The 22,129-nt window shown below is 51.9% G+C and carries 15 protein-coding genes and 2 tRNA genes; 5 read left to right on the top strand and 12 right to left on the bottom strand.

Features of this window, described 5'->3' with window-relative positions; genetic code table 11:
• Window positions 1-6 precede the first annotated feature (6 nt).
• The 4 genes from ACYQ27_RS02980 to ACYQ27_RS02965 form a co-directional block, all read right to left on the bottom strand.
• On the bottom strand, window positions 7-2,199 hold the full coding sequence (locus tag ACYQ27_RS02980) for an ABC transporter permease (protein WP_456453509.1): 2,193 nt from the start codon (window positions 2,197-2,199) through the stop codon (window positions 7-9).
• Window positions 2,196-3,704, bottom strand: coding sequence for an ABC transporter substrate-binding protein (locus ACYQ27_RS02975; RefSeq protein ID WP_456394556.1), 1,509 nt, complete (start codon window positions 3,702-3,704; stop codon window positions 2,196-2,198). Before ACYQ27_RS02975 ends, ACYQ27_RS02980 begins: the two co-directional genes overlap by 4 nt.
• 5 nt (window positions 3,705-3,709) lie before the next feature.
• Window positions 3,710-5,062, bottom strand: a complete 1,353-nt coding sequence (locus ACYQ27_RS02970; protein ID WP_456453531.1) for an RNA-guided endonuclease InsQ/TnpB family protein — start codon at window positions 5,060-5,062, stop codon at window positions 3,710-3,712.
• Window positions 5,063-5,269: 207 nt separating this feature from the next.
• Window positions 5,270-7,189, bottom strand: a complete 1,920-nt coding sequence (locus tag ACYQ27_RS02965) for a glucodextranase DOMON-like domain-containing protein (protein ID WP_460040972.1) — start codon at window positions 7,187-7,189, stop codon at window positions 5,270-5,272.
• A gap of 90 nt (window positions 7,190-7,279) precedes the next feature.
• Between ACYQ27_RS02965 and ACYQ27_RS02960 the strand changes: the two genes are divergently transcribed.
• Genes ACYQ27_RS02960 through ACYQ27_RS02950 form a run of 3 tightly spaced genes read left to right on the top strand, consistent with a single transcriptional unit; the run spans window position 7,280 to window position 11,544 of the window.
• The gene (locus tag ACYQ27_RS02960; protein ID WP_460041773.1) at window positions 7,280-8,407 is read left to right on the top strand and encodes a tyrosine--tRNA ligase; all 1,128 of its coding nucleotides are present in this window, start codon (window positions 7,280-7,282) and stop codon (window positions 8,405-8,407) included.
• Between the two features lie 45 nt (window positions 8,408-8,452).
• Window positions 8,453-8,926 (top strand): Lrp/AsnC family transcriptional regulator, encoded by a 474-nt coding sequence (locus tag ACYQ27_RS02955; protein ID WP_456453507.1) that lies wholly within the window; start codon window positions 8,453-8,455, stop codon window positions 8,924-8,926.
• 2 nt (window positions 8,927-8,928) lie between these two features.
• Entirely contained in the window at window positions 8,929-11,544 is a 2,616-nt protein-coding gene (locus ACYQ27_RS02950; RefSeq protein WP_460040971.1) for a DEAD/DEAH box helicase, read from the top strand.
• A 4-nt stretch (window positions 11,545-11,548) separates the two neighbouring features.
• On the opposite strand, the gene ACYQ27_RS02945 is transcribed toward ACYQ27_RS02950, so the two are convergent.
• The 3 genes from ACYQ27_RS02945 to ACYQ27_RS02935 form a co-directional block, all read right to left on the bottom strand.
• Entirely contained in the window at window positions 11,549-12,343 is a 795-nt protein-coding gene (locus ACYQ27_RS02945; protein ID WP_456453506.1) for a DUF63 family protein, read from the bottom strand.
• Between the two features lie 171 nt (window positions 12,344-12,514).
• The gene (locus ACYQ27_RS02940) at window positions 12,515-13,714 is read right to left on the bottom strand and encodes a DEAD/DEAH box helicase (RefSeq protein WP_456453505.1); all 1,200 of its coding nucleotides are present in this window, start codon (window positions 13,712-13,714) and stop codon (window positions 12,515-12,517) included.
• A 72-nt stretch (window positions 13,715-13,786) separates the two neighbouring features.
• A tRNA-Lys gene (locus tag ACYQ27_RS02935) sits at window positions 13,787-13,864 on the bottom strand.
• Window positions 13,865-14,111: 247 nt separating this feature from the next.
• Between ACYQ27_RS02935 and ACYQ27_RS02930 the strand changes: the two genes are divergently transcribed.
• Window positions 14,112-14,199, top strand: a tRNA-Leu gene (locus ACYQ27_RS02930).
• 142 nt (window positions 14,200-14,341) lie between these two features.
• On the opposite strand, the gene ACYQ27_RS02925 is transcribed toward ACYQ27_RS02930, so the two are convergent.
• The 5 genes from ACYQ27_RS02925 to ACYQ27_RS02905 form a co-directional block, all read right to left on the bottom strand.
• Window positions 14,342-15,487, bottom strand: a complete 1,146-nt coding sequence (locus ACYQ27_RS02925) for a thiamine ABC transporter substrate-binding protein (RefSeq protein ID WP_456453504.1) — start codon at window positions 15,485-15,487, stop codon at window positions 14,342-14,344.
• A gap of 82 nt (window positions 15,488-15,569) precedes the next feature.
• Window positions 15,570-16,484 (bottom strand): calcium/sodium antiporter, encoded by a 915-nt coding sequence (locus tag ACYQ27_RS02920; RefSeq protein WP_456453528.1) that lies wholly within the window; start codon window positions 16,482-16,484, stop codon window positions 15,570-15,572.
• 37 nt (window positions 16,485-16,521) lie between these two features.
• Window positions 16,522-17,040 (bottom strand): TIGR00288 family NYN domain-containing protein, encoded by a 519-nt coding sequence (locus ACYQ27_RS02915; RefSeq protein WP_456453503.1) that lies wholly within the window; start codon window positions 17,038-17,040, stop codon window positions 16,522-16,524.
• Complete coding sequence (locus tag ACYQ27_RS02910; RefSeq protein ID WP_456453502.1) at window positions 17,037-17,546, bottom strand: TIGR00288 family NYN domain-containing protein; 510 nt, start codon at window positions 17,544-17,546, stop codon at window positions 17,037-17,039. The genes ACYQ27_RS02915 and ACYQ27_RS02910 overlap by 4 nt, the downstream gene beginning before the upstream one ends.
• A 101-nt stretch (window positions 17,547-17,647) precedes the next feature.
• Window positions 17,648-20,080 (bottom strand): tRNA(Met) cytidine acetyltransferase TmcA, encoded by a 2,433-nt coding sequence (locus tag ACYQ27_RS02905; protein WP_460040970.1) that lies wholly within the window; start codon window positions 20,078-20,080, stop codon window positions 17,648-17,650.
• 126 nt (window positions 20,081-20,206) lie between these two features.
• On the opposite strand from ACYQ27_RS02905, the gene ACYQ27_RS02900 reads away from it, so the two are divergent.
• Window positions 20,207-22,102 (top strand): dipeptidyl-peptidase 5, encoded by a 1,896-nt coding sequence (locus ACYQ27_RS02900; RefSeq protein WP_460041772.1) that lies wholly within the window; start codon window positions 20,207-20,209, stop codon window positions 22,100-22,102.
• Window positions 22,103-22,129: the final 27 nt, after the last annotated feature.

Below are 22,129 nucleotides of genomic sequence, written 5' to 3'. Positions count from 1 at the left end.
CCCACCTCATGTCAGGCCTATGAACGAATACTTCTGCTTGGTTATAAAATTGACAAGCACGATTGACGTTATCTGGACGGTTATAAGCAGCACACCAAGAGCCGCGGCTATATTGACGCTCCCTGCGGCCGACATCATGACATCCTTCATGAACGCTGTTATGGGGGCCTTTTCCATGTTAAGGGAGCCGAGGGTTATGCCGACGCTCGTTTCGCTCATTGCATAGACGAAGCTGAGCATTGCACCGCCGAAGACGTTGAGCGAAATCATGGGCAGCAGGATGCCTGTTATCGTCTTCCACCTGCTCGCCCCCAGATTCATTGATGCCTCTTCAAGGGATACATGAACCTGCTGCAGACCGGCATAGACCGAACGCGCCGCAAATGGAAGCCTTCTGATGGAGTATGCGAGTATGAGCACGTATGCAGGATTGAATCCCTTGAGGTTTGTCGGATCAAAGGGAGTTCCCGGGAATATCTGGTGGAAGAAGTAGAAGTACCCCATGGCCACAACGATACCCGGAACCGCTATCGGGAGGATGACTATGCTTTCGAGGACAGGAGTTAGCACACCCTTGAACCTGCCGGTTGCATAGGATGATGTTATCGAAAGGAGGATTATCAGTATAACCGCGAGGAAGGAATATGTGAGGCTGTTGATGATATACCGTCTCACATCAGAATTTCCAAGCATCTGTTTGATATAGCTCAATGTAAAGCCACTCTTCTTACCTACCGGGAGATGCGAAACATTTGCATTTATCCTCGCTGTTATATTCAATCCCTCATCTGTTATCACGCCAGTTCCTTTCACTTGGCCATTAACATAACCTACAGCAAAGCCATATTTCTTTGTTTCACCTTGAAATCTTGCATCAGATATTTCACCTTCTATGATAACCTTATTTCCCCTAACATGTGCAGTACCTTTAAAAAATCCCTCAAGACTTCCATTCATAGGACCGATTTTTCCTTTTCCTGCAATTAGTGTCCCCTGGAAAAAGCCCTGAAGGGGGACGGCTCCCTCTTTAAATTCGGCATTAGTCAGTATAACCCCTGAAATCTCTCCGGGAATTCCGGTAACATTACCAAAGATAGTCTGTTCTTCTGTAAATGCCAGGTGGATAACCCCGAGCTGAGGCAGTATTGTGAAGATCAGAAGCGGGAGCATGATGAAGTATATGATGATGGCCTGCCAGTTCTTCGGCTTAGCTACGCGGGGCTTCCATCTGCCGCCCTTGCTTATCATGGCATACTGCCTTAAGCTCACGTACTTCCTGATCCCGAGGAATGCCAGTATGGCAAGTACCAGCATTATTATCGAGAGTGCAGCGATCAGAGGGCTCCTTTCACCGGTTCCAAAAAGGAATTTGCTGAAGATTTCATAGGACATGAGCTTCTTCGCCAGCGGGTCACCGTGGAAGACGATTGGCGCCGCGAGATCCTCAAGGCTGAATATGAAGACAAGAGTTGCACCGGCCGCTATTCCCGGAAGGGCCAGGGGAAATGTTACCGTCCTGAAGAGGTGGAAACCCCTGCTTCCCAGGTTTTCCGCCTGCTCCTCCAGCGTCGGATCTATGTTGATGAAGCTGGCATAAGCGTTGAGGTAGACTATGGGGTAGTAGGTTATTGCCTGGGCAAGTGCAACACCCGCAAGGCCATCGATTTTAAGCCTGAAACCGAGCAGGGGATACAGGAAGTAGTTTATGAATCCGTATTCGCTGAACATTGATTTGATAACATAGGCATTGACAAATGGGGTAACAAGCAGGGGAATAAACAGGGCTATTCTGAAGAAGTTCTTCCCCCTGAAATCATACCTCGCCATCAGGAAGGCAAACATTGTCCCGAGTATCGAGGCAAACAGGGTTACAATTGCCCCGACAATCAGGGAGTTCAGCACAATTCCGAAATCCACCCCCCTGATAACATAGAGCGTCTCACCGGTTCCGGGCATTATGGTTTTATCTATCAAATTGCCCGCCGGGGGAAGCTGGACATAATCCGCAGTTCCCAGAATCTCTTTAAACCAATGAAGCGATGGATGACCACCATATGAGAAGGCAATTAACAACATGGCCAGCACTGGAATTATAAGAAACAGCAGCAGATACAGCAGGGGAAAAAGATAGGAAAATGAAACGAGAGGCTCAAAGAGCGGAGTACCGAAGAGCCTCTCACTCCACTTGCTCACCTTCATCCCTGCACCTCCTGAAGAACCTTATTGTATTTGTCCCTCGCGGCGTTCCTCCACTCCTGAAGGAGCGTGTCCTTAAATCCGGGGTCTTTGAGGATCTTCTGGTTGATTTTCTTTGCATAGTCCTCGGTGAATGTCACCATTTTTCCCGTGTCCGGATCCTTGAACTGAATCGGTGCAAGCAGTTCCGCCTTGAGCTTGTTGTAGGTTGCGTCGTCTATCTTGCCCTTCTTGTGGGCATCCACAAGCGCAATCCATGCCCTGTGAAGGGCATCGTTTGTGTCCACGAGGGTTGCTTTGAAGTAGAACTGCATCGCATAGACGGTATCGAGTGCCTCCTTGTCGTCGAACTTGATGCCCTTCGTGTAGAGGGCGAGGTAATATGCGTTCTTGAGGTCGGGCCTCTTCTTTCCTTCAGGTGTGTCAAAGACCTTCGGATTGATTGGAAGTCTGTTTACTTCCTTGTTCAACCACACTATCTGGCCATCAGTCAGAACCCAGTAGATGAATGCCTGAGCAGCATCCGGATGCTGGGAGTACTTCAGGAGGGCTATCGGGTCGCCATTGATTATGCTCTCTCCCTTTGGAATGATATACACACAGGCCGGATTCGCCTGCATTGCTATGTATCCGTAGAAGTCAATGGTGTTTCCCGCGGCAATGTCGCCCTGAATAACAGCCTCTCTGACGGCATCGCTTGCATCATAAACCTTTGAGTTGGCAGCTATAATTGTTAAAATCTGCCAGCCCTTGTCCCAGCCAAAAGCCTGGAGGATAATCTGATAGATTCTTGTATTAGACGTGCTCCGTGTTGGGTCTGCTATACCGAACTGCGGCGGATCACGGGCAAATGTTTCACTCGCTATATCCTCCCACTTCTGAGGAACCGGGAGATTCCATCTCTTAAGGGCATTTTTGTTGACTGTAAACCCGAACGAAGAAAGGGCTGCTGCAATCCAGTAAATCTTTCCATCATTTCCCTTCCTGATCATTGGCATTCCAGCAAGTTCCTCGGGTATGTCCTTACCTATCAAGCCAAGGACATTTTTATCAGTTATTGGGGCAAGATACCCATCCTGGTAGAGTGTATCAAAGAGTGTTGGTCCTCCACCCCACGCAACATCAGCACCCTTTTTTATTAGGGTTACCCACTGGGACTCTGTGGCTTTGATAAATTTGATATTCACAATGTGGTATTTCTTGGCTATATCACTCTTCAGAAAAGCCTTTTTAGCAAGCAGCTGGATTGTAGTGTCGTGTCTGGTTAAAACAATCAGGGTAATGCCAGCAGCTGATTGGGTGGTTGTGGAGGTTTCGGTCGGAGAAGAGCTCTGGGTTGTTGAGGAAGTCACGGTTGATTGGGTACCGGTCTGGGTTTGGGTCTGGGTCGGGCTGGAGGTCGCGGAGGGGGTTGCTGAAGAGGTAGTGGTCCCCCCGCCTATACATCCTGCTGCAACAACACTGAATATTGTCAAGAGTACAACCAACGCTGCAATGCCTTTTTTCATACTCCTCACCTCAACTTCAGAGTTTTTGAACCACTCTTTAAAGTTTTGCTACAAAAAAATCTGACCTCCTCCCCTTTGGGTGGGGAGGTTTGAGGGGTTTCATTCAAACCCACCAAAACGGGTTCTTCGAACCCCTCAGGGACGGTCTTACCCCTGTTACCCCTACCTCCCGCAAGAGCGGGAAGGCTTGGGGTTATGGTTTTCACCTTACGCAAGATATTAAAGGCACCAACTAAATCAGCATTCATTATGACACCCTCCCTGCGGCACTCAAACAAACCCCTAACAAAGCGAGCGTTAGAATGCCGCCGGCCGCAGAGAGGGCAAAGCTGGGAAGTGAAAGCCTCATTAACCACAACAACCCGAATACCAAACTCTTCCGCCACTTCTTTAAGGCGTTTAATGACTGTGTTAAACCTCCACACGTGAGAAAGAATGAAGTTTTGCTTTTTGCCCTTATCAGAGTTCCTTGCTATGCCTTTCGGATAGCCGACCACAATCTTGGAAACTCCCGAATCGTAGAGCCTTCTCACTGTCTGCCTTACGGCAGCGTTAATGTAGTGCTTCGCCTGAAGTTTGGCTTTAGCGTGCATTCTCTTGAGCTTCCTGCTCCTTTTAGCTCCACTCTTGTTGAGTTTGGACTGGTACTCCGCTGTTCTCCTCCGCCAGTAGAAGGCTATGCTTTTGAGTGGTCTGCCATTGACCAGAAAGCTTTCCCCATTCTCCACGTAAACGGCCATTAAATTGTTTACGCCCAAGTCAATGCCAGCCGAGAGGTTCCCTCTCGGAGTTCTCGGTAGCTTAACCCATTCTTCATTGATTAACTTTTCCTCCACCGTGTAGCTGATGTGAGCATACCATTTGCGTTTAACCTCGTCATAAGTGATTTCTAACCTGCCTTGCTTGCCTTTTAAGTGTATCCTGCCTTTGAATTGAATTCTAAGCCTGCCGAATTTACCGAGCCTCCTCAACTCGATAAAGTTCCCTTCAATAATGTACTGGTCGTTTCGCAGAGGAATAATGAAAGCCTGTTCTCTGATGAACTTTGGCGGTTTTGGTTTGAACCATTCGGGGAGTTCTCCTTTCTTTTTCTTTTTGGTTAGGGTGAAGAATGAACGCCAGCTTTCAGAATTCTTTCTCCCCAATTGCTGGACTGTCGAGCCACCAATCCAGTCTTTAAACTCGTGGTAAGCTTCCTTTTCCGTCCCGTTGAAGTCTATTTTCCCGAATTCCTTGAATTGTTTCAAGCGTTTGTAATTGAGTTTGTTCCAGACTACTGCTGTGGCGTGAGCTAATTCGAAGAGAATTTTCTCCTGCTCCTTTGAAGGCTGAAGTTTAACCGTTACTGAACGCTTCATATCAAAATATGGATGGATTTTAGGCTTTAAAAAGTTGCTTTCCCTCTCAAGAGCAAAATTTTTGAACACCGTACCCACCCAGAGGCCTGAAAAAATATCAAATAAAACATCAACACGAAAATAATTTACGTTTTCCCGGCAAACAGGGGCGAACGGCATTTTGAACCGACCAGCGGATTTATGGAAAAATAAATGGTGAAGGAAAGCTCACTTTCTTCTTCTGAGGAGGAGGGGTATCAGTGCGAGGCCGACGAGAGCCGCCGGACCGCAGACACCTCCACCCGTTGAGGTGGATGTTGGTGATGCACTGCTTGATGATGTCTCCGATGGACTGCTGCTCGTTGAGGTGGTTGATGATGTTGTGGTCGTGGAGCTGCTTGTGGTGGTTGTGCTCGTCTGGGTTGGTGTCTCCTTCTTGAAGAGCGGAATCATGTCGACTGTTGCGAGCTTGGTGGCCTTTGCATCATAGCTCTTCAGCTGCTCCTCCTGTGTGGGCTTGAATCCGGCAGGAACGAGAAGGTCGAGGACTCTCGGAGCAACGCCTGCAACAACGGCATCTGTATCTGCTCCTCCAACCTTCCACTGCTCGGCCTTGGGTGCAACAGCCCTCCAGTTGTCAATGCCAAATCCGTCCTGACTTCCAACAAGGACGCTCATGTAGGTGTTCTCATCAATCTTGAGGTAGTCCTTTGGAATCTCCACTGTAATAACGTTCTTGTCGAGGTCTGCCTTGGCCTTTATATCCACCGTCTTTCCATCCGGGAGGAAGAGCTTGCTTTCCCATCCTGTGACCCTTATTGCGGCATCCCACGGATGCTTGGGGTCAAGCTGGACGTTGCTTCCCGGACCGTTTTTGGCCTCTTTTATGGCATTTGTGCTTCCTCCATCCTTGAAGTCAAAGTATGCTTCAACTATCTGCAGGCTGAAGCCGTTCGGCCCGTTCCACGGGTTGCCTCCGAGGTTTTTGAAGTAGAACTCTATGACGTACTTGGTCGTGCCTTCCTTGATCTTTACATCCGTCAGGTCAAAGAGCCCCTTCTGGCTGAAGACCTTGTCTGTCGGGTAGGTGTATGTTCCCGGACCGTGATCGTCTCCTTCGGGGTCTTTAACCTCAACAACATCCTTGAGCGGCTCGTAGGTCGCCATCTCGATTGCCCAGTGGAGTATGTTTGTGACGAACTGCGGGCCGTCGAGTGGGACACCGTGGTACTTCGGGGACCACGTTGGCTCATAGTCTCCGTAGGGGCTCTCACCGCTGACTATGAGTATGCTCTTCTTCCCGTTGTCGAGCTTAACAACCTGAGCAACGAGGAGCGGGAACTCACCGTTGTCACCTGCGGAGTATGCATTCGCCGGAGGATCGTTGTTCTCAACTATCGTTCCGTCGGGTGAAGTCTTCACAATCCTGTAGATGCCCTCCGGAACCTTGTCACCGACGAGCGGCTTCCAGTTGCCCTGGTCATCCACGTAAGCAACGACGCCCGGCCCGTGGTAGAGGACCTTCCCGCCGTTCTTGAAGCCCTTGGTTATCAAATCCTTCATTGGCGTGTCCGGATCCGGATTGACGATGCCAACAACCCTGTAGCCTGCGCCGGCATTGCTAGTCGGATCTTCAACCGAACACAGGTCAACCCTCAGGTTTCCAACCCCAATCATGTCAAGAACACTGTCGGCAACATCCTGTGCCTGAACACCGCTTCCATAGTCGGAATCAGCTGCAACCCAGAGAACCTTTCCTCCCTGCTTGAACCAATCGGATATAGCCTGAATTTCTTCAGGGTCAAAAGGACTTGTTGGCTGGCCGAGGATGAGGACATCGACGTTCTTCAGGGCATCTGCGGTAATCTTATCCCCGAGGTTCTTTATTCCAAGCGTCTCTGCCTGGGTCGGATCTCCAAAGTAAGCCCACTGGACGTCCGTTATGGTCTTTGTAATCCCGTGGGCAAGAGTCTTATTGGTCTGTTTGTCAATTACATCCCCAGAGAGATACTTGGCATTCTCTCCATGAGCCAAATCTACTGCTACAGTAGTTGCACTGGCCAGTGCAAACCCAAAAACACCAAAAAACATAAACACAGCTACTAAAACTGCTGCCTTCCTCATGGTATCACCAACGATTATAATCATTCCAGAGTTATAAACCTTATGAATCTCCCGTGCTGGAGGAGGCCGCAAAACCCTTAAAGGATGAGGGTCTTTCCCATTTAGGTGGTTGATATGGATATTGAGGAAAGAGTTGCACTGATAACGAGGAAGCCCACGGAGGAACTCCTGACGGAGGAGAACCTCAGGCACATGCTTGAAGTCGGCGTTCCAATGCAGCACTACATCGGGTTCGAGATAAGCGGTTACATTCACCTCGGAACCGGGCTTATGGCGGGAGCGAAGATAGCCGACCTCCAGAAGGCTGGAATCAAGACGAGGATATTCCTAGCGGACTGGCACAGCTGGATAAACGACAAGCTCGGTGGAGACCTTGAGGTCATCCAGAAGGTCGCGCTGAGCTACTTCAAAGAGGGAATGAAGCAGAGCATAAAGGTTATGGGCGGCGACCCGGAGAAGGTCGAGTTCGTTCTGGCGAGTGAGATACTGGAGAAGGGCGACTACTGGCAGACGGTCATAGACATCTCCAAGAACGTCACCCTCGCGAGGATGATGCGCTCGATAACGATAATGGGCAGGCAGATGGGTGAAGCGATAGACTTTGCCAAGCTTATCTACCCGGCGATGCAGGTGGCTGACATTTTCTACCAGGGTGTCACGATAGCCCACGCCGGAATGGACCAGAGGAAGGCCCACGTCATAGCGATTGAAGTCGCTCAAAAGCTGAAATATCATCCCCTTGAGTGGAAGGGGGAGAAGCTCAAGCCGGTCGCTCTGCACCACCACCCCCTCCTGGGCCTGCAGGAGCCGCCGGTCTGGCCGATAGAGAGCGAGGAGAAGTTCAAGGAGCTGAAGACCCAGATGAAGATGAGCAAGAGCAAGCCTTACTCGGCGGTCTTCATCCACGACACGCCGGAGGAGATAAAGCAAAAACTCAGGAAGGCCTTCTGCCCGGCCAGAGAGGTCAAGTACAACCCCGTCCTCGACTGGGCGGAGTACATAATCTTCCGCGAGGAGCCAACGGAGTTCACAATCCACAGGCCGGCCAAGTTCGGCGGCGACGTTACCTACACGACCATTGAGGAGCTCAAGAGAGACTTTGCCGAGGGCAAGCTCCACCCGCTCGACCTCAAGAACGCGGTGGCAGAATACCTCATTGACCTCCTCAAGCCGGTCAGGGAGTACTTCGAGAAGAACCCGGAGCCCCTTGAGCTGATGAGGGAGATAAAGATAACCCGCTGAGCGAAAAGATAATAACTCCCTTTTTTCATTCTTCTTCTGATCATCATGCCGGGGATTGACAAAAAAGATGAGGCCATTTTACGGGAGCTGAGGAAAAATGGACGGATTACCCTGACAGAACTCGGGAATAAAGTTAATTTATCCCCCGCGAGCGTTAAAAGCAGACTGGAGAAGCTTGAAAAATTAGGGGCCATCAGGGGATACACAGCGGTGGTCGACCCCGCCTTTCTAAACGAGTTCATCCAGGCCATCATAGAGGTGGAGCTCATGGTGGATGATGACAGAACAGACAGAACCCTCTACCGTCTGGCAGAGCTGGAACATGTACAGGGAATCTACAGGAGAACCGGAGAAGCCCAGATCATTATCAGGGCCAATTTCAGTGACGTTGACGGCGTCAGAAAGTTTCTCGGGGAGCTTTCAAGGAGGTATTTCGGAAAGAACATGAAGAGGGCGGAGGTTACCATAATACTCGACACGATAAAGGAGAGCGGCATTGTGATCCCCAAGAGGCGGTGAAGATGCTCTTTGTAATGAGGAAGGGGCGAAAGAAAAACGAGTTAGATGCCTTCTTCATCGAGAGCGAGCCCGAAAAGCTCTCAGGGATGCAAAATCTCAAAGCTGATAAAATCTACAGGTTTATAATGCGCGAGGGAAGGCTCTTCAAGGTTCTTGAGGGGAGCCAGTACCGCAACCCCAAGGAGATTGAGAAGCTACTCAGGCAGAGCAGAATAGTTCTCGTCAATGCCGACGAGTGGGAGGACTACTTCAGGAGGAGGCTCCAGAACAGGCGCGTTGAAAAGGCCGAACTCTGTAGGCTGTGCCTTCTGGGGGGTAAAATCACCGTCCTCACCGAGGGCAACCGGATTAAATACCACAATGAATACATATGCGAGCGCTGCGCCGAGGACGAACTGAAGAGGGAGCTCCGCTTCAGGTTCAGAAGCATCGCCATGTTCGACCAGGCGAAGAAGCTCCTCGACAGGTTTAGAGACCTCGATAAGGTTCTCTACGCCTTCGACCCCCGCTTTGACCCGACGAAGCATCCCGAGATAACCAGGTGGGACGAGCTGAAGGCAAAACACGTCAGGGTGGATAGGGTAAAGGTCGACGAGCTCGACCTCCCGGAGGGGTTTAAATCCGTTCTCAAGGCGGAGGAGGTCAATGAACTTCTCCCCGTCCAGAGTTTGGCTATAAAAAACGGCCTCCTCGAAGGTGAGAGCCTCCTCGTGGTCTCTGCCACAGCAAGCGGTAAGACCCTCATCGGTGAGCTGGCCGGCGTCCCAAAGGCCATGAAGGGGAAAAAGCTTCTCTTCCTCGTTCCGCTTGTGGCTCTGGCAAACCAGAAGTACGAGGACTTTAAACGGAGATATTCCAAGCTCGGCCTCCGCGTGGCCATTAGGGTCGGAATGAGCAGGATTAAGACGAGGGACGAGCTTGTTGTGGTTGATACTGGGATAGACGCGGACATAATCGTCGGAACCTACGAGGGGATAGACTACCTCCTAAGGGCCGGGAGGAAGATCGGCAATGTCGGAACCATAGTGATAGATGAAATCCACATGATAGACGACGAGGAGCGCGGGCCGAGGCTGGACGGTTTAATAGCTCGCTTAAGGAGGCTCTACCCAGATGCCCAGTTCATAGGCCTGAGCGCCACCGTCGGGAACCCTGACGAGCTGGCCAGAGAACTCGGGTTGAAGCTTGTCCTCTACGACGAGAGGCCGGTTGATCTGGAGAGGCACATAATCATAGCGAGGAATGAGAGCGAGAAGTGGCGCCACATAGCGGTTCTCTGCCGTGCAGAGGCAAACAAGAAGTCAAGGCAGGGCTACAGGGGACAGACGATAGTCTTCACATTCTCGCGCAAGAGGACTCATGAATTATCTGCCTATCTCACGAGCAAAGGCCTGAAAGCGAAGCCCTACCACTCCGGCCTGCCCTACAAGCAGAGAAAGCTCACCGAGATGGAGTTTTTGGCCCAGAGGCTCGACGTTGTGGTTACAACCGCCGCCCTAGGTGCCGGCGTTGACTTCCCAGCTTCTCAGGTCATCTTCGAGAGCCTCGCGATGGGCAACAAGTGGTTAACGGTGAGAGAGTTCCACCAGATGCTCGGAAGGGCGGGAAGGCCCCTCTACCACGAGAAGGGCAGGGTATATCTCATAGTCGAGCCCGGGAGGAAGTATTCTGCCCAGATGGAAAGCTCGGAGGACGAGGTTGCGTTCAAGCTCCTCACCGCACCGATTGAGCCCGTCCTCGTCGAGTGGAGCGATGAGCTGGAGCAGGACAACGTTTTAGCACATTCCTGCGTCTTCAACCGCCTCGACGTCATCGAGGATGTCCAGTCCAAATGCCTCGGCGCCAACCAGAGCGCCGAGAAGGTTCTCGAAAAGCTTGGGGAGTTCGGCTTCGTCCGGCTCAGGGGCTCTTTAGTTGAGGTCACGCCCTACGGGCGAGCGGTCAGCATGAGCTTCCTCCTGCCCGAGGAGGCGGAGTTCATAAGGGATAACCTCGGAAAGAAGCCCGCCCGGTGGATAGCCGTCAAGCTCCTCCCCTTCGAGAACCTCTACCTTAGCGGGACGCTCCAGAGGGAGCTTGAGGGGGCAGTTAGGGGGAGGCTGAGTGCAAACGTCTTCTCGCCGAGCTTTGCCTCAATACTCGATGAACTGGATAAAGTGATTCCCGAGCTGAGCCCCAACGCCGCCGAGAGGCTCTTCACGCTCTATCAGGAGTTCTTCATGTGTGGCGAAGAAGACTGCACCGAGCACGCGATGGAGCGCGTGAGCGATATGATAATTGAGCTGAGGAGGAACGGCAAACACCCGACCCAGATAGCGGAGCACTTCAGGAAGGTCTACGGGCTGATAGTCTATCCGGGCGACGTCTTCACGTGGCTCGACGGCATCGTGAGGAAGCTCGAAGCGATAGAGAGAATCGCGAGGGTATTCCGCGTAAGGAGTGCCGAGGAGGAGGCCAAGCTCCTTAGAAGGGAAATTGAGGAGGGCAGGATGATACGCCGGGACTACGGGGGCAGGAGGGGGTATCAAAGGCCTGCAAGCCAGAGAGACCAAGGAAAAGGGAGAACACGGAACCAGACCCGGAGAAGGCCGGATGGAAGAGGAAAAAGGAACGGCTGAATGCTCAGCCTCCTATCTGCATCACCATCTGCGCCGGATCCCTTATGGCGGGCCCCAAGCCGAGAATGTATATTGCGAGGTACCAGAAATAGCGCTCCTCTTCGTCGGGAACGAGCCACCTGAGCCCATAGTAGACGACCACAAGTATGAAGGTTATCCACGGGTAGTAGAAGTATGCTCCGAAATGCCCCACGAGGATGTTCTCAAGCCAGTGCACTTCACGGTAGCCGTAGAAGTGTATGGCAACGACCGTTGACCCCATGTCGTACAGGTGAGCCAGCACCGGATAGAGGTAGAGCCTGTCAAACGGCCTGTACCTGTAAATCACGAAAACAGGAACCCACGAGACGAACGTGTGCAGCAAAGTAAGCTCGTAGGGCTCCCAGTTCCTGGCATGGGTTACGAGCATGTAGTTGGCCCAGAGGGCAAGAACCAGCCCCCATGCCACAGTGATTTTAGGATAGGTTTTCATCCTTGCATCAATAACCAATGCCGGGACTATCAGGAGGAAAGCCGTGAAGAATATTCCGGGCGTCAGAATCCACGGATTTTCCGGCAGAACGCCGCCATCAACGAGGGCCCTGACCGTCGCTCCAAAAACAATCATCGGCGTAACAGCCCAGAAAAGCCTCTCATCGACCTTAATTTTCAGGGGTCTGATTATATATCTATATGAATATATGACTCCAAAGCCAAAGAGGAATGCATATATAAAAGTGTTATACGCGTTGTAACCGCTTCTCGTGTACATCGGCTGGATGAAATACTGGTTGATAAAGCTCCACAGTGATTCGAGCATCTTCCTCACCCCCTCCCTTACACCTATCCCCCGGAATTTAAAGAGTTTTTGCCATGGTTTTTTATACGTTCCTTCCAAAAGCCTATTTGAAGACTGATCATCCTTCTGGCTGGAATGGAAAATAAAAACGGAGCGAAAAGCCCACCATCTGCACAGGCAAGAAAGCCAACCCTAATACCTTCTGTATCTTCTTCTGGGGTAGTTTCGCCTCTCATGCCCTTCATGCTCTGAATAATAGCCATAATCCTCCTTACTCGGTCTGTAGTCCCCCTGAAGCTCCGATTTGTTAATCCTGATTCCCGCGACCTGAGCTATGTAACGGAGTTTCTTATACTCTCCCGGCATTATGAGGGTAATCGCCGTTCCCTTCCGCCCCGCTCTCCCTGTTCTCCCGATCCTGTGGATGTATGCATCGGGGTTCTGGGGAAGGGAGTAGTTGACCACGTGGGTTATCTCCCGAACATCTATTCCCCTTGCGGCAACATCCGTCGCAACGAGGATTTTTGTTTTTCTCCTCTTAAAGCGCCAGAAGGTGCTTTCCCTGGCCCTCTGCGTCATGTCCCCGTTTAGAGCCTCTGCAGGATAGCCCGCACGGGCGAGCTTGCCGGCAAGCTCCCGCGTCTCCCTCTTCGTCTGACAGAAGACAATTCCGTAGAATCCCTCGTCGAGTATGTCCTTCAGGAGGGAGAGCTTTCTCGCGGGCACAACCTCCACGTACTCGTGCTCCACAAGCTCCGGGACAAGTTCATCCTCCGATGTTTTTATCAGCTCGTAATCGCCCATGTATCTCTTCGCCAGCCGGATTATCTCCCTCGGCATTGTAGCGGAGAACATCAGAACCCTCTTATCCTCGGGTGTTTCCCTGAGGATGGTCTTTATATCGTCTATGAAGCCCATATCAAGCATTCTGTCGGCCTCATCGAGAATGAAGTACCTTATTCCATCGAGCCTCAGGGTTCCCCTTCTGAGGTGATCAAGAACCCTCCCCGGAGTTCCAACAACTATATGAACCCCCCTCTCCAGAGCCCTTATCTGGGGACCTATCGGCTGGCCCCCATAGACGGCAAAAACCCTTATCCTTTTTCTTCCCCTGAGGGACTTTATTTCATCCGCAACCTGCAGGGCCAGCTCTCTCGTGGGTGTGAGGATTATAGCCTGCACGGATCTCTCCATCTCATCAATCATCTCGATGAGTGGCAGGGCGAATGACGCTGTTTTACCTGTCCCTGTCTGTGACTGCCCTATTATATCCCTCTCCCCCTCCAGAAGGCGGGGTATAACTTCCCTTTGAATATCGGTGGGCTCAGAAAAGCCCTTTCTGCGAACGGCGTCCAGAGTGTTCTCTGAAAGCCCCAAAGCTTCAAAACTCATTTTCTTAACTCCTTCTTCTTAGTCTGGGCGCTTCTTCTGGACTCAATAATCGAGAAGAACCGCAAATGTGAATGGCGGGCCGAGGGGGATTCGAACCCCCGACCACGGGATTAAGAGTCCCGCGCTCTAACCATGCTGAGCTACCGGCCCCCAGCCAATTATAACGGCTGAACTTCATTTTATAAGTTTTTCGGTATCTAAGGGCGTGTCCAAGAGGTGGGATTGTCTTGTTTGACGGTTCATTATTTTGAAGTTTTTGCAGTCTCAGGGAACACCATTTGAAGAACCGACCGCATAACTTGACATACATCAATAATTTCGGACACCCCCCGGTATCGAACGCTCATACAGGCACAGAAAGATTTATAAATGCTTCAACACGGAAATAAATGCAGGCGCGGGGGTTGCCGAGCCTGGTCAAAGGCGCAGGATTGAGGGTCCTGTCCCGTAGGGGTTCCGGGGTTCAAATCCCCGCCCCCGCACCAGAAGCTGTTCTCCGGTCAAGTTCTCCCGCTCTTACGGGAGGAGAGCCGTTTTCCAGAAATTAAGAATCGGGAATTAAGAGTTCAAGAATTGGGAGGGTATAGGCCAACTAAAAATTAAAACCGAAAACCAAAACTAAAAAACCTAAAAACCCAACCTCCTCCAGAGCAGGGAAATCAGAGATAAAGCCACAACAAACGCAGGCCCGCAGATTGAGCCCTTTGATTCCGATGTGCCGGTTTTTCCAAGAATTTCGTCGGGAGTCTTGCCCTCAACCATTAGCTGCGTCCACTGGTCAAGCCACTTTTTGTAGTTCTGCTCTATCTTCTTTGGATCAAGCGTAACGAGCCTGTCCGGTTTTGCGGCATACCTATACACTCCGGGAAGCTGCACGTTTTTATTCACGGGAAACATCCAGTTGTGGAGCGCTACCTCCTTCTGGAACTCCTCGCTCAGAACAAATTCGATGAACTTCTTTGCAAGCTCAGGATGCCTGCAGTTCTTAACGATTCCAATGCCTTCGATCTGGGGGTAACCGCCTTCTTTGAAGATTACAGCGCCGATGTTGGGCTCGCTGCCGTTTGTGTAGTAATATGCATCGTAGGCCGGGTCGGTTGCATAGCTAACAAAGAGGGGTGCCTCCCCCTTGTCCCACATCTCCCAGCCAGCATCCCATCCCTTGGTTATCTGGTATATGTTGGGCTTGAGTTTCTCCCAGAAGTAGAGCCACCTATCGCCGTAAACAGCTATCGTCCAGAGCAGAAAGGCCATGCCGGTTGAACTGGTTCTGGGGTCTTCGATTATAAGGCTCTTCTTCCATTCTGGCTTTGTCAGGTCATCGAAGCTCATGGGGGGATTTTTAACCTTATCCTTCTTATACACCACCGCTATGAAGCCGTAGTCAAAGGGCACCACATGATATGTTGGGTCGAATATGAGGTCTTTTGGAACGACATCGATGTTTTTCGGCTTGTATGGCTCAAGGACGTTTGCCTCGATGGCCTTTGCAAGGAGATTGTTGTCAATACCTATAACAACATCCGCTTGGGGTTTGTCCTTTTCGAGTATCAGCCTGTTGAGAACCTCACCGGCATCACCGGCGGTTATGACCTTGACCTTAACGCCATACATCTTCTCAAATTTTGGAATGGTTGCATTTGCGAGGCCGTAGGAGACGAAGCTGTCGTATGCATAGATTACGAGCTCGTTCTCCTGTGCTTTGACCGGATGCACCGTGCCAATCAATGAGAGCACGATGATCAGGCCGAGTATCATACCGCCCTTTTTCATTTTTCACCCTCCACAACCGATTTTTAAATTTTCAAAAACTGGTAATATCATGGAGTTAAAAATATTGCGGAGAATTCCATCTTCAGTGGAACAGCAGGTAAAGGAAGTATGCGTATATCACCAGGAAAATGGAGGCGCTCTTTCTCCCGACCCTGCTGTTCAATCTTAGAGAAACCGTGAGGACTAGCATTGCAAAAAGGGCCAGCGGGAGGGTTACGGAAAAAGTCTCCGGGTCGACCTGAATGGGCCTTATAAGCGATGCTATTCCGAGAACCATGAGAATATCGAGTATGTCGGCTCCTATTATGTTGCCGACGCTTATGTTGGGTATCCTCTTTAGGGTCGCTGTCAGGGAGTTCGTCAGCTCGGGCAGGGATGTTCCTATTGAAACCAGGGTTAAGCCTATAACCGCCTCGGAGATACCAAAAGCCTCCGCCAGCGTAACGGCACTGTTGACGACCAGCTTAGCACCGACAACCACGACAATACCGCTTCCAAGGAGGATGAGGGCATCTTTTTTGGGGTCTCCCTCCCTCTCGCTAACCTCCTCAAGCGTCATGTGCTTCCTGTAAAGATAGTAGAGGAATCCAAAATATATCAGAATCAGGCTGAGGCCATCAAGCCGGGATATCACCCCATCATGCATTATCAAAGTCGCATAACCGGTTACAGCAAGGAGAAAGAGCGAGTTTTCCCAGGCGGTTTTATCAACCTTCAGGGGCATTATCATTGCAGAAATCCCCAGTATGAGGGCAATATTTGCCAGGGCGCTGCCTATGGCGTTGCCCAGAGCAATACCGCTCTCCCCCCTGTATGCGGCCAGAGCGGAGACCGTAACTTCAGGAAGGGTTGTTGCAATGCTCGCAAGAACGAGGGCGATTATGAACTCGCTCACTCCGAAATCCTTGGCAGTCCTGCTGGCGGCCTCCACAAACAGGTCACTGCCCTTAATGAGCATGACTAAGCCCACTGCAAACAACGCCAGTTCAAGCATCATGGCCATCAATACTACCTGAAGGAGGGCCATTTAAAAGCTATTTGGTTTCTCCGCCGTGGAGTCCTTCCATTGTTATGACATAATCAGCGGCATTCTGAAGGGCCACGCTGAAGCCCGGCTCAACACCTATAACTATCGCCTCCTTCCCCTTTCTCTTCGCCTCGCTTATTATGGGGAGGAAGTCGGCATCACGCGTTGCTATGGCGATTGCCTCAACATCGGAGTTGTATATTAACTCCATGGCCTCTATGGCAATCCTGACATCGGTGTCCCCTGCAACTATTATGGGCTCAAAGCCCTGATTGACTATGGCCTCTATCAGCCCCTGGGGAGCGTACTGGTTGAGAACGACCTTCGCCACGCGGATGTTTCCTATCCTCTCAAGGGCTTCCTTGATGTTCTCAAGCTTTACCCCGAACTCCTTCCTCAGGATATTCGGCCCATCTATTATGAGGCCTATTGATTTCTTTGGAATCTTTCTGGCCTTTCTGGCTTCTTCCTTCTCCTCCCTCTCAGTCTCCCCGCGCCTTAATATCCTGAACAGCTTGTCCTTCATTGTCCTCCACCCCTCGGGCTCAGGATTATCGTATAATCCGCCGCATGCTTCAGGGCAGCGCTAAACCCGGGCTCAACACCTATTATGACGGTTTCCTTCCCCTTCTCCTTTGCTTTGAGAATGACAGGTAGAAACTCCGCATTTCTTGTGGCAAGGGCTATGATGTCAATGTGCGGGTTGTAGATTTCCCTCATAGCCTCAACAGCCATTTTTACTCCCGTTTCTCCCGAGACAATTACGGGCTCAAAGCCCTGGTTTGCCACGGCCTCTATCAGCCCCTGGGGGGCATACTGGTTGAGAATAACCTTCGCCACGCGGATGTTCCCGAGCTCCTCCAGCGCCTCCATTATGTCCTCAAGCTTTACCCCGAACTCCTTCCTCAGGATATTCGGCCCGTCTATAAGAAGGGCGATTTTTTTGCCCCTCTGAATTTTCAGCTTCATCGTTGCTATGCTCTGCACTCCTCCCTTTGTTATTGCAATAATTTTCTCCCATCTACTGGGCATAGGCGTCACCGCTGTAATCGATTGGAATTCAAATAGATTAAGCATCCAAAGTATAAAAGGTTAAAGGTTGTCCGATGCATTCTGCCAGCCCGCAACCGGTATCACTTCAGGATCCTCTTGTAGTAGTACCACAGCCCCCTGATGATGTCCCTGACCTCTATCATCGTGAATGTCTCGGTTCTGTCTATCAGCCTTGCCGTCTCCTCCCAGCTGTGGGCCTGCAAAACACGGTAGATGAGGAGCTTTATCTGCCTCTCGTCAAGGTAGGGCTTCATCCAGCCGTCGAGGAAGTAGAGCTTGACTATTGGCTTCACCGCGTCGACGACGGTGTCGTAGGTGAGAACCTTGCCAGTGAAGGCGTCGAGACGTTTTCTCTGAACCTCCGTGAGGTGAATCGGATACTCCACCGCCTCTCCAAAGGGTGTCTCGAAAAGCCACCTGACTATCTCGGGCTCGATCTCGCGGTGGGTATCGCCCAGCCACTCCGTCAGCCTTATGCGGAACTCGTCGTTGGCCTTCTTGATGATCTTTTTCGCCCTCTCGCTTATCGGCTTGAGGACTATAGCGGTGAATTCGCCGCTAACAGGGTTTCTGGCTGGACTGAGATGAACTACCGCAAAGCCGTTCCTGACCCAGAAGCGCACGAGCTCTTCACTCGCCCCAAAGCCCGAGCCGATCCAGTCGAGGCCTTTCTCCCTCGCTTCCTTCTCAAGGAGCTCCAGCGCCTTGCTTCCAAGTCCCATATCCATCGCGTCCGGGTGCGTCGCTATCCTCACGATGCGGTAGCCTTTCAGCTTCGCGAACTCCTTCGCCATGTGGTGCTTGACCATCATGTCCGGGATTATGTTGCCGCGCGGCTTGTAGCCCTTCGCCATCTTCTCGATTACCTTCTTGGGTATGTTGCCCTCCTCCGCTATCTGAATCGCCGTAACTATCTTGCCGTTCTTCAGGCGAAGGACGCGGGCCCGATGGTGGGGGGCATCTGCCAGCAGGGCAACGTCGCTGGGCCTGTTGCGGTAGTGGGCAAGGATGTAGATGCCGACGAAGTTTCTGAGGTCTTCCCTGTCGTTCTCGAACCAGTCGTCGAGGTCGGGCTCCTCGAAGTAGACCTCCTTGTTCTTTATCAGCTCGAAGTCTTTCTCCCTCAGCTCGACAGGCTCGGCGTCGAGGAGGAGGACGTCAAAGAGCCACTTCTCTATCGGGTCGCCCTCGGCGTAGCGTATCGGCTCCTCCATGTGGAGCTCCTTAAACTGCCTCTTCTCCCTGGCCCTCTTCAGGAACTTGACCGAGAAGCCTCTGCCAGCACCCTCATAGCCGTGGATTGTTGAAGAATAAACGACACGTGGTTTGCTGAGGTATCTGTGGAGTATAGGCACGTGGATTCCAGCTGCTTCATCGAGGATGTACAAATCGGCGCTCTTTTTGAACCCTTCGGCCGGAGGGTAATATCTAAGCCCGATCTTCCTCGCGTAGAGCTCCTTGATGAGGCCCCTCTCCTCGACGACGTGGGGCTTAAAGCCAAGTCTTTCTAAGGCTCTCTTGGCGAAGCGGAATAAGCTTTGGACGTTCTCCGGCTCGGGAGCGGTAACGACTACCCTCGTGCGCTTCTTCAGGGCAAGAGCGAGGCCTATCGCGGCTATTCCAACGGAGACGCTTTTGCCCCTTCCCCTGTCGGCGGTGAGGACGAGCATGCCCTCCTCCTCAACCAGCTCCTCGAAGGCCTTGAGGACCTCAACCTGCCCCTCGGTGAGGGCCATCTCGTAGAGCTCGCGCGGGAAAAGGGTATCTTCTGGAATCTCAACGCCCTTTCTGGATCTAATCTTTGCCTGACTCTTGTTTCTCTTCGGCTTCTTTTTGGCCTTTCCGTTCTCGGTGATTATGTAGATGCCGTCGTGCTCGGTGAACTTCCTGATGAGGCGCCTGTTGAAGCGCTTTTTGACGTCGTCTATGGTGTAGGGCGGCGTGACGAGGCTCTTGTGGAAGCCCGTCCACATGTTCTTCCACTTCTCGAATGGGTGGGCGAGGATGAATATCAGCCCGCCACCCCTTACCGTCTCGATGATTCTACCGAGGTCGTTTGGAGAATAATCGTAGCTCATGTCCAGGACGAGCAGGTCGTACGTCCTGCCAAGAATATCGCGGGTGTGCTTGAAGGTAACCGCCTTAACCTCAGCCCCTCCAGCCAGAAGGTCGAAGTGCTTCCTGAAAGCCTCGTAGCGCTTCCTTCCAAAGGTGTCCTCGCCGAGTGCATCTGTGGCGTAGAGAACCTCTATTTTATCCTCACTTTCATCCCTTAACCTTTTCTCTTTAAGCTCTTCTATGACCTCACTCAGAACCTTGGCGGAGGCTCCCGCGAGAATTCCGGCTAATTCCGCCTTCCTCAGCGTGTCCCCTTCTATGATTATCATTCTCCTGTGGAACTTCTCAAGCGCCTGAGCTAAAGCCGTCTCGGTGAGCCTGAGAACCGAGTCCTTAACCTTCTCACCCTTTGCGTAGTCTCTCACTTCCCTGTCAAAACGAATCTTAACGGTCATGGCGACCCCCCCATAGGAGAGAGGTTGGGGGGGCTTAAAAAGGTTAGGCGGTTTTTAAAGCTTCTCGATAACCATCGAAACGCTAAGCTTTTATACGAAATGCATCCAGTTTATTCGGTGATTCTTATGCCTAAGGGATTGGACATTAAAGACCTCGGGAAGTTCAAGTTCGTGGGAAACATTGACGCCTTCAGGAAAAGGCTCGTCTTCCAGGTGACGGAGATAAGCGTTGAGAAGGACGACTACTTCTCAAGGCTCTACATCTACGACGGCAGGAAGGTTAGGCCCTTCACCGCAGGAAAGAAGGACGGAAACCCGAGATTCTCCCCTGACGGGAAGCTCATAGCATTCACATCAAAGCGAGATAAGGAGAGCAAGGAGGCCGAGCTGTACGTAATCCCGACCGACGGCGGCGAGGCGAGGCTTTTAGCGAAGTTCAAGTACGGGATTAAGAACCTCCGCTTCACCGAGGACGGAAAGGGCATAGCGGTCGTCACGCCAGTGGACATCGAGAAGAAGCCGAAGGACGACGTCCACGTCATCAAGGAGATTCCCTTCTGGTTCAACGGTGTCGGCTGGGTCTACGGAAAGAGGAGCGTCGTCTATCTGGTGGACATCGAGACGGGCAGAAAAAGGCGCTTAACCCCCAAGAACCTCGACGTCTCGCAGGTTCGCTTCCACAAGGGCAGGCTCTACTTCATTGCCCAGGAAGACCGCGAGAGGAAGCCGATGGTGAGCGACCTCTATCTCTTGGACGGCAGGAAGGCGAAGCGCCTAACACCCGGAGAGTGGAGCGTTCAGGACTTCATTCCCCTCGACGACGGCACGTTCATCCTCAAGGCAAACACGCGCGAGAGGGGCATTCCAACAAACACCCACATCTACCACTACAACCCGGAGACGGGTGAGATGAGGAAGCTCACAGCTAAGCTTGATCGCTCGGCATACAACTCCCTCAACTGCGACGTCCGCGGAAGCCAGAGGGCCGAGCTGGTTTTCAGAGACGGTTGGGTTTATTACGTGGCAACGGATGGCCCGAGGGCAAACCTCTTCAGGGTAAACCTTGAGGGGAAGATTGAGAGGGTTGTAGGTGGCAATAGGGGCGTCGAGAGCTTTGCCATCGGGGACTACATAGCCTTCACCGCCCAGGACGCGGTCACTCCAACGGAGCTCTACGTTCTCCGTGGCGGGAAGGAAAAGAAGGTCACGGACTTCAACGGCTGGATAAGGGAGTACAAGCTCTCGAAGCCGGAGCACTTCACCGTCAGGGCCAGCGACGGTGCTGAGATAGACGCCTGGATCATGAAGCCCGTTGGTTTTAAGCCGGGCAAAAAGTATCCGGCCGTTCTGGAAATCCACGGCGGGCCTAAGACAGCCTACGGCTACTCCTTCATGCACGAGTTCCACGTTTTAACAGCGAAAGGCTTCGTTGTAATTTTCTCCAACCCACGCGGGAGCGACGGCTACGGCGAGGACTTCGCGGACATAAGAGGGCACTACGGTGAGAGGGACTACCAGGATCTAATGGAAGTCGTCGACAAAGCCGTTAAGCGCTTCGACTTCATCGATGCGGAGGGGATTGGCGTCACCGGCGGCTCCTACGGCGGCTTCATGACCAACTGGATAGTGGGGCACACAAACAGATTTAAGGCCGCTGTAACCCAGCGTTCAATCTCCAACTGGGTGAGCTTCTTTGGTACAACTGACATCGGCTACTTCTTCGCGCCCGATCAGATAGGCGGCGACCCGTGGAGCAACACCGACGGCTACTGGGAGAAGAGCCCGCTGAAGTATGCTCCAAACGTGGAAACTCCGCTCCTCATAATCCACTCGATGGAGGACTACCGCTGCTGGCTTCCCGAGGCTCTCCAGTTCTACACGGCGCTCAAATACCTAGGCAAGACCGTTGAGCTGGCCATCTTCCCCGGCGAGAACCACGACCTCAGCAGGGGCGGAAAGCCGAAGCACAGGGTTAGGAGGCTTGAGCTGATAGCCGGATGGATGGAGAGGTGGCTGAAGTGAGGAACTCCCTCTTTTTATTTTGAGCAT

The organism is Thermococcus atlanticus, assembly GCF_054657855.1.
This window is presented reverse-complemented; position numbering and strand designations above follow the sequence as displayed.

Bases quoted from the DNA above. Each gene is read 5' to 3' on its own strand.
- ACYQ27_RS02945 (WP_456453506.1), bottom strand. From the start codon at position 12,343: ATGCTCGAATCACTGTGGAGCTTTATCAACCAGTATTTCATCCAGCCG.
- ACYQ27_RS02940 (WP_456453505.1), bottom strand. From the start codon at position 13,714: ATGAGTTTTGAAGCTTTGGGGCTTTCAGAGAACACTCTGGACGCCGTT.
- ACYQ27_RS02975 (WP_456394556.1), bottom strand. From the start codon at position 3,704: ATGAAAAAAGGCATTGCAGCGTTGGTTGTACTCTTGACAATATTCAGT.
- ACYQ27_RS02955 (WP_456453507.1), top strand. From the start codon at position 8,453: ATGCCGGGGATTGACAAAAAAGATGAGGCCATTTTACGGGAGCTGAGG.
- ACYQ27_RS02925 (WP_456453504.1), bottom strand. From the start codon at position 15,487: ATGAAAAAGGGCGGTATGATACTCGGCCTGATCATCGTGCTCTCATTG.
- ACYQ27_RS02915 (WP_456453503.1), bottom strand. From the start codon at position 17,040: ATGAAGGACAAGCTGTTCAGGATATTAAGGCGCGGGGAGACTGAGAGG.
- ACYQ27_RS02980 (WP_456453509.1), bottom strand. From the start codon at position 2,199: ATGAAGGTGAGCAAGTGGAGTGAGAGGCTCTTCGGTACTCCGCTCTTT.
- ACYQ27_RS02970 (WP_456453531.1), bottom strand. From the start codon at position 5,062: ATGAAGCGTTCAGTAACGGTTAAACTTCAGCCTTCAAAGGAGCAGGAG.
- ACYQ27_RS02965 (WP_460040972.1), bottom strand. From the start codon at position 7,189: ATGATTATAATCGTTGGTGATACCATGAGGAAGGCAGCAGTTTTAGTA.
- ACYQ27_RS02910 (WP_456453502.1), bottom strand. From the start codon at position 17,546: ATGCCCAGTAGATGGGAGAAAATTATTGCAATAACAAAGGGAGGAGTG.
- ACYQ27_RS02920 (WP_456453528.1), bottom strand. From the start codon at position 16,484: ATGATGCTTGAACTGGCGTTGTTTGCAGTGGGCTTAGTCATGCTCATT.
- ACYQ27_RS02950 (WP_460040971.1), top strand. From the start codon at position 8,929: ATGCTCTTTGTAATGAGGAAGGGGCGAAAGAAAAACGAGTTAGATGCC.
- ACYQ27_RS02960 (WP_460041773.1), top strand. From the start codon at position 7,280: ATGGATATTGAGGAAAGAGTTGCACTGATAACGAGGAAGCCCACGGAG.
- ACYQ27_RS02900 (WP_460041772.1), top strand. From the start codon at position 20,207: ATGCCTAAGGGATTGGACATTAAAGACCTCGGGAAGTTCAAGTTCGTG.
- ACYQ27_RS02905 (WP_460040970.1), bottom strand. From the start codon at position 20,080: ATGACCGTTAAGATTCGTTTTGACAGGGAAGTGAGAGACTACGCAAAG.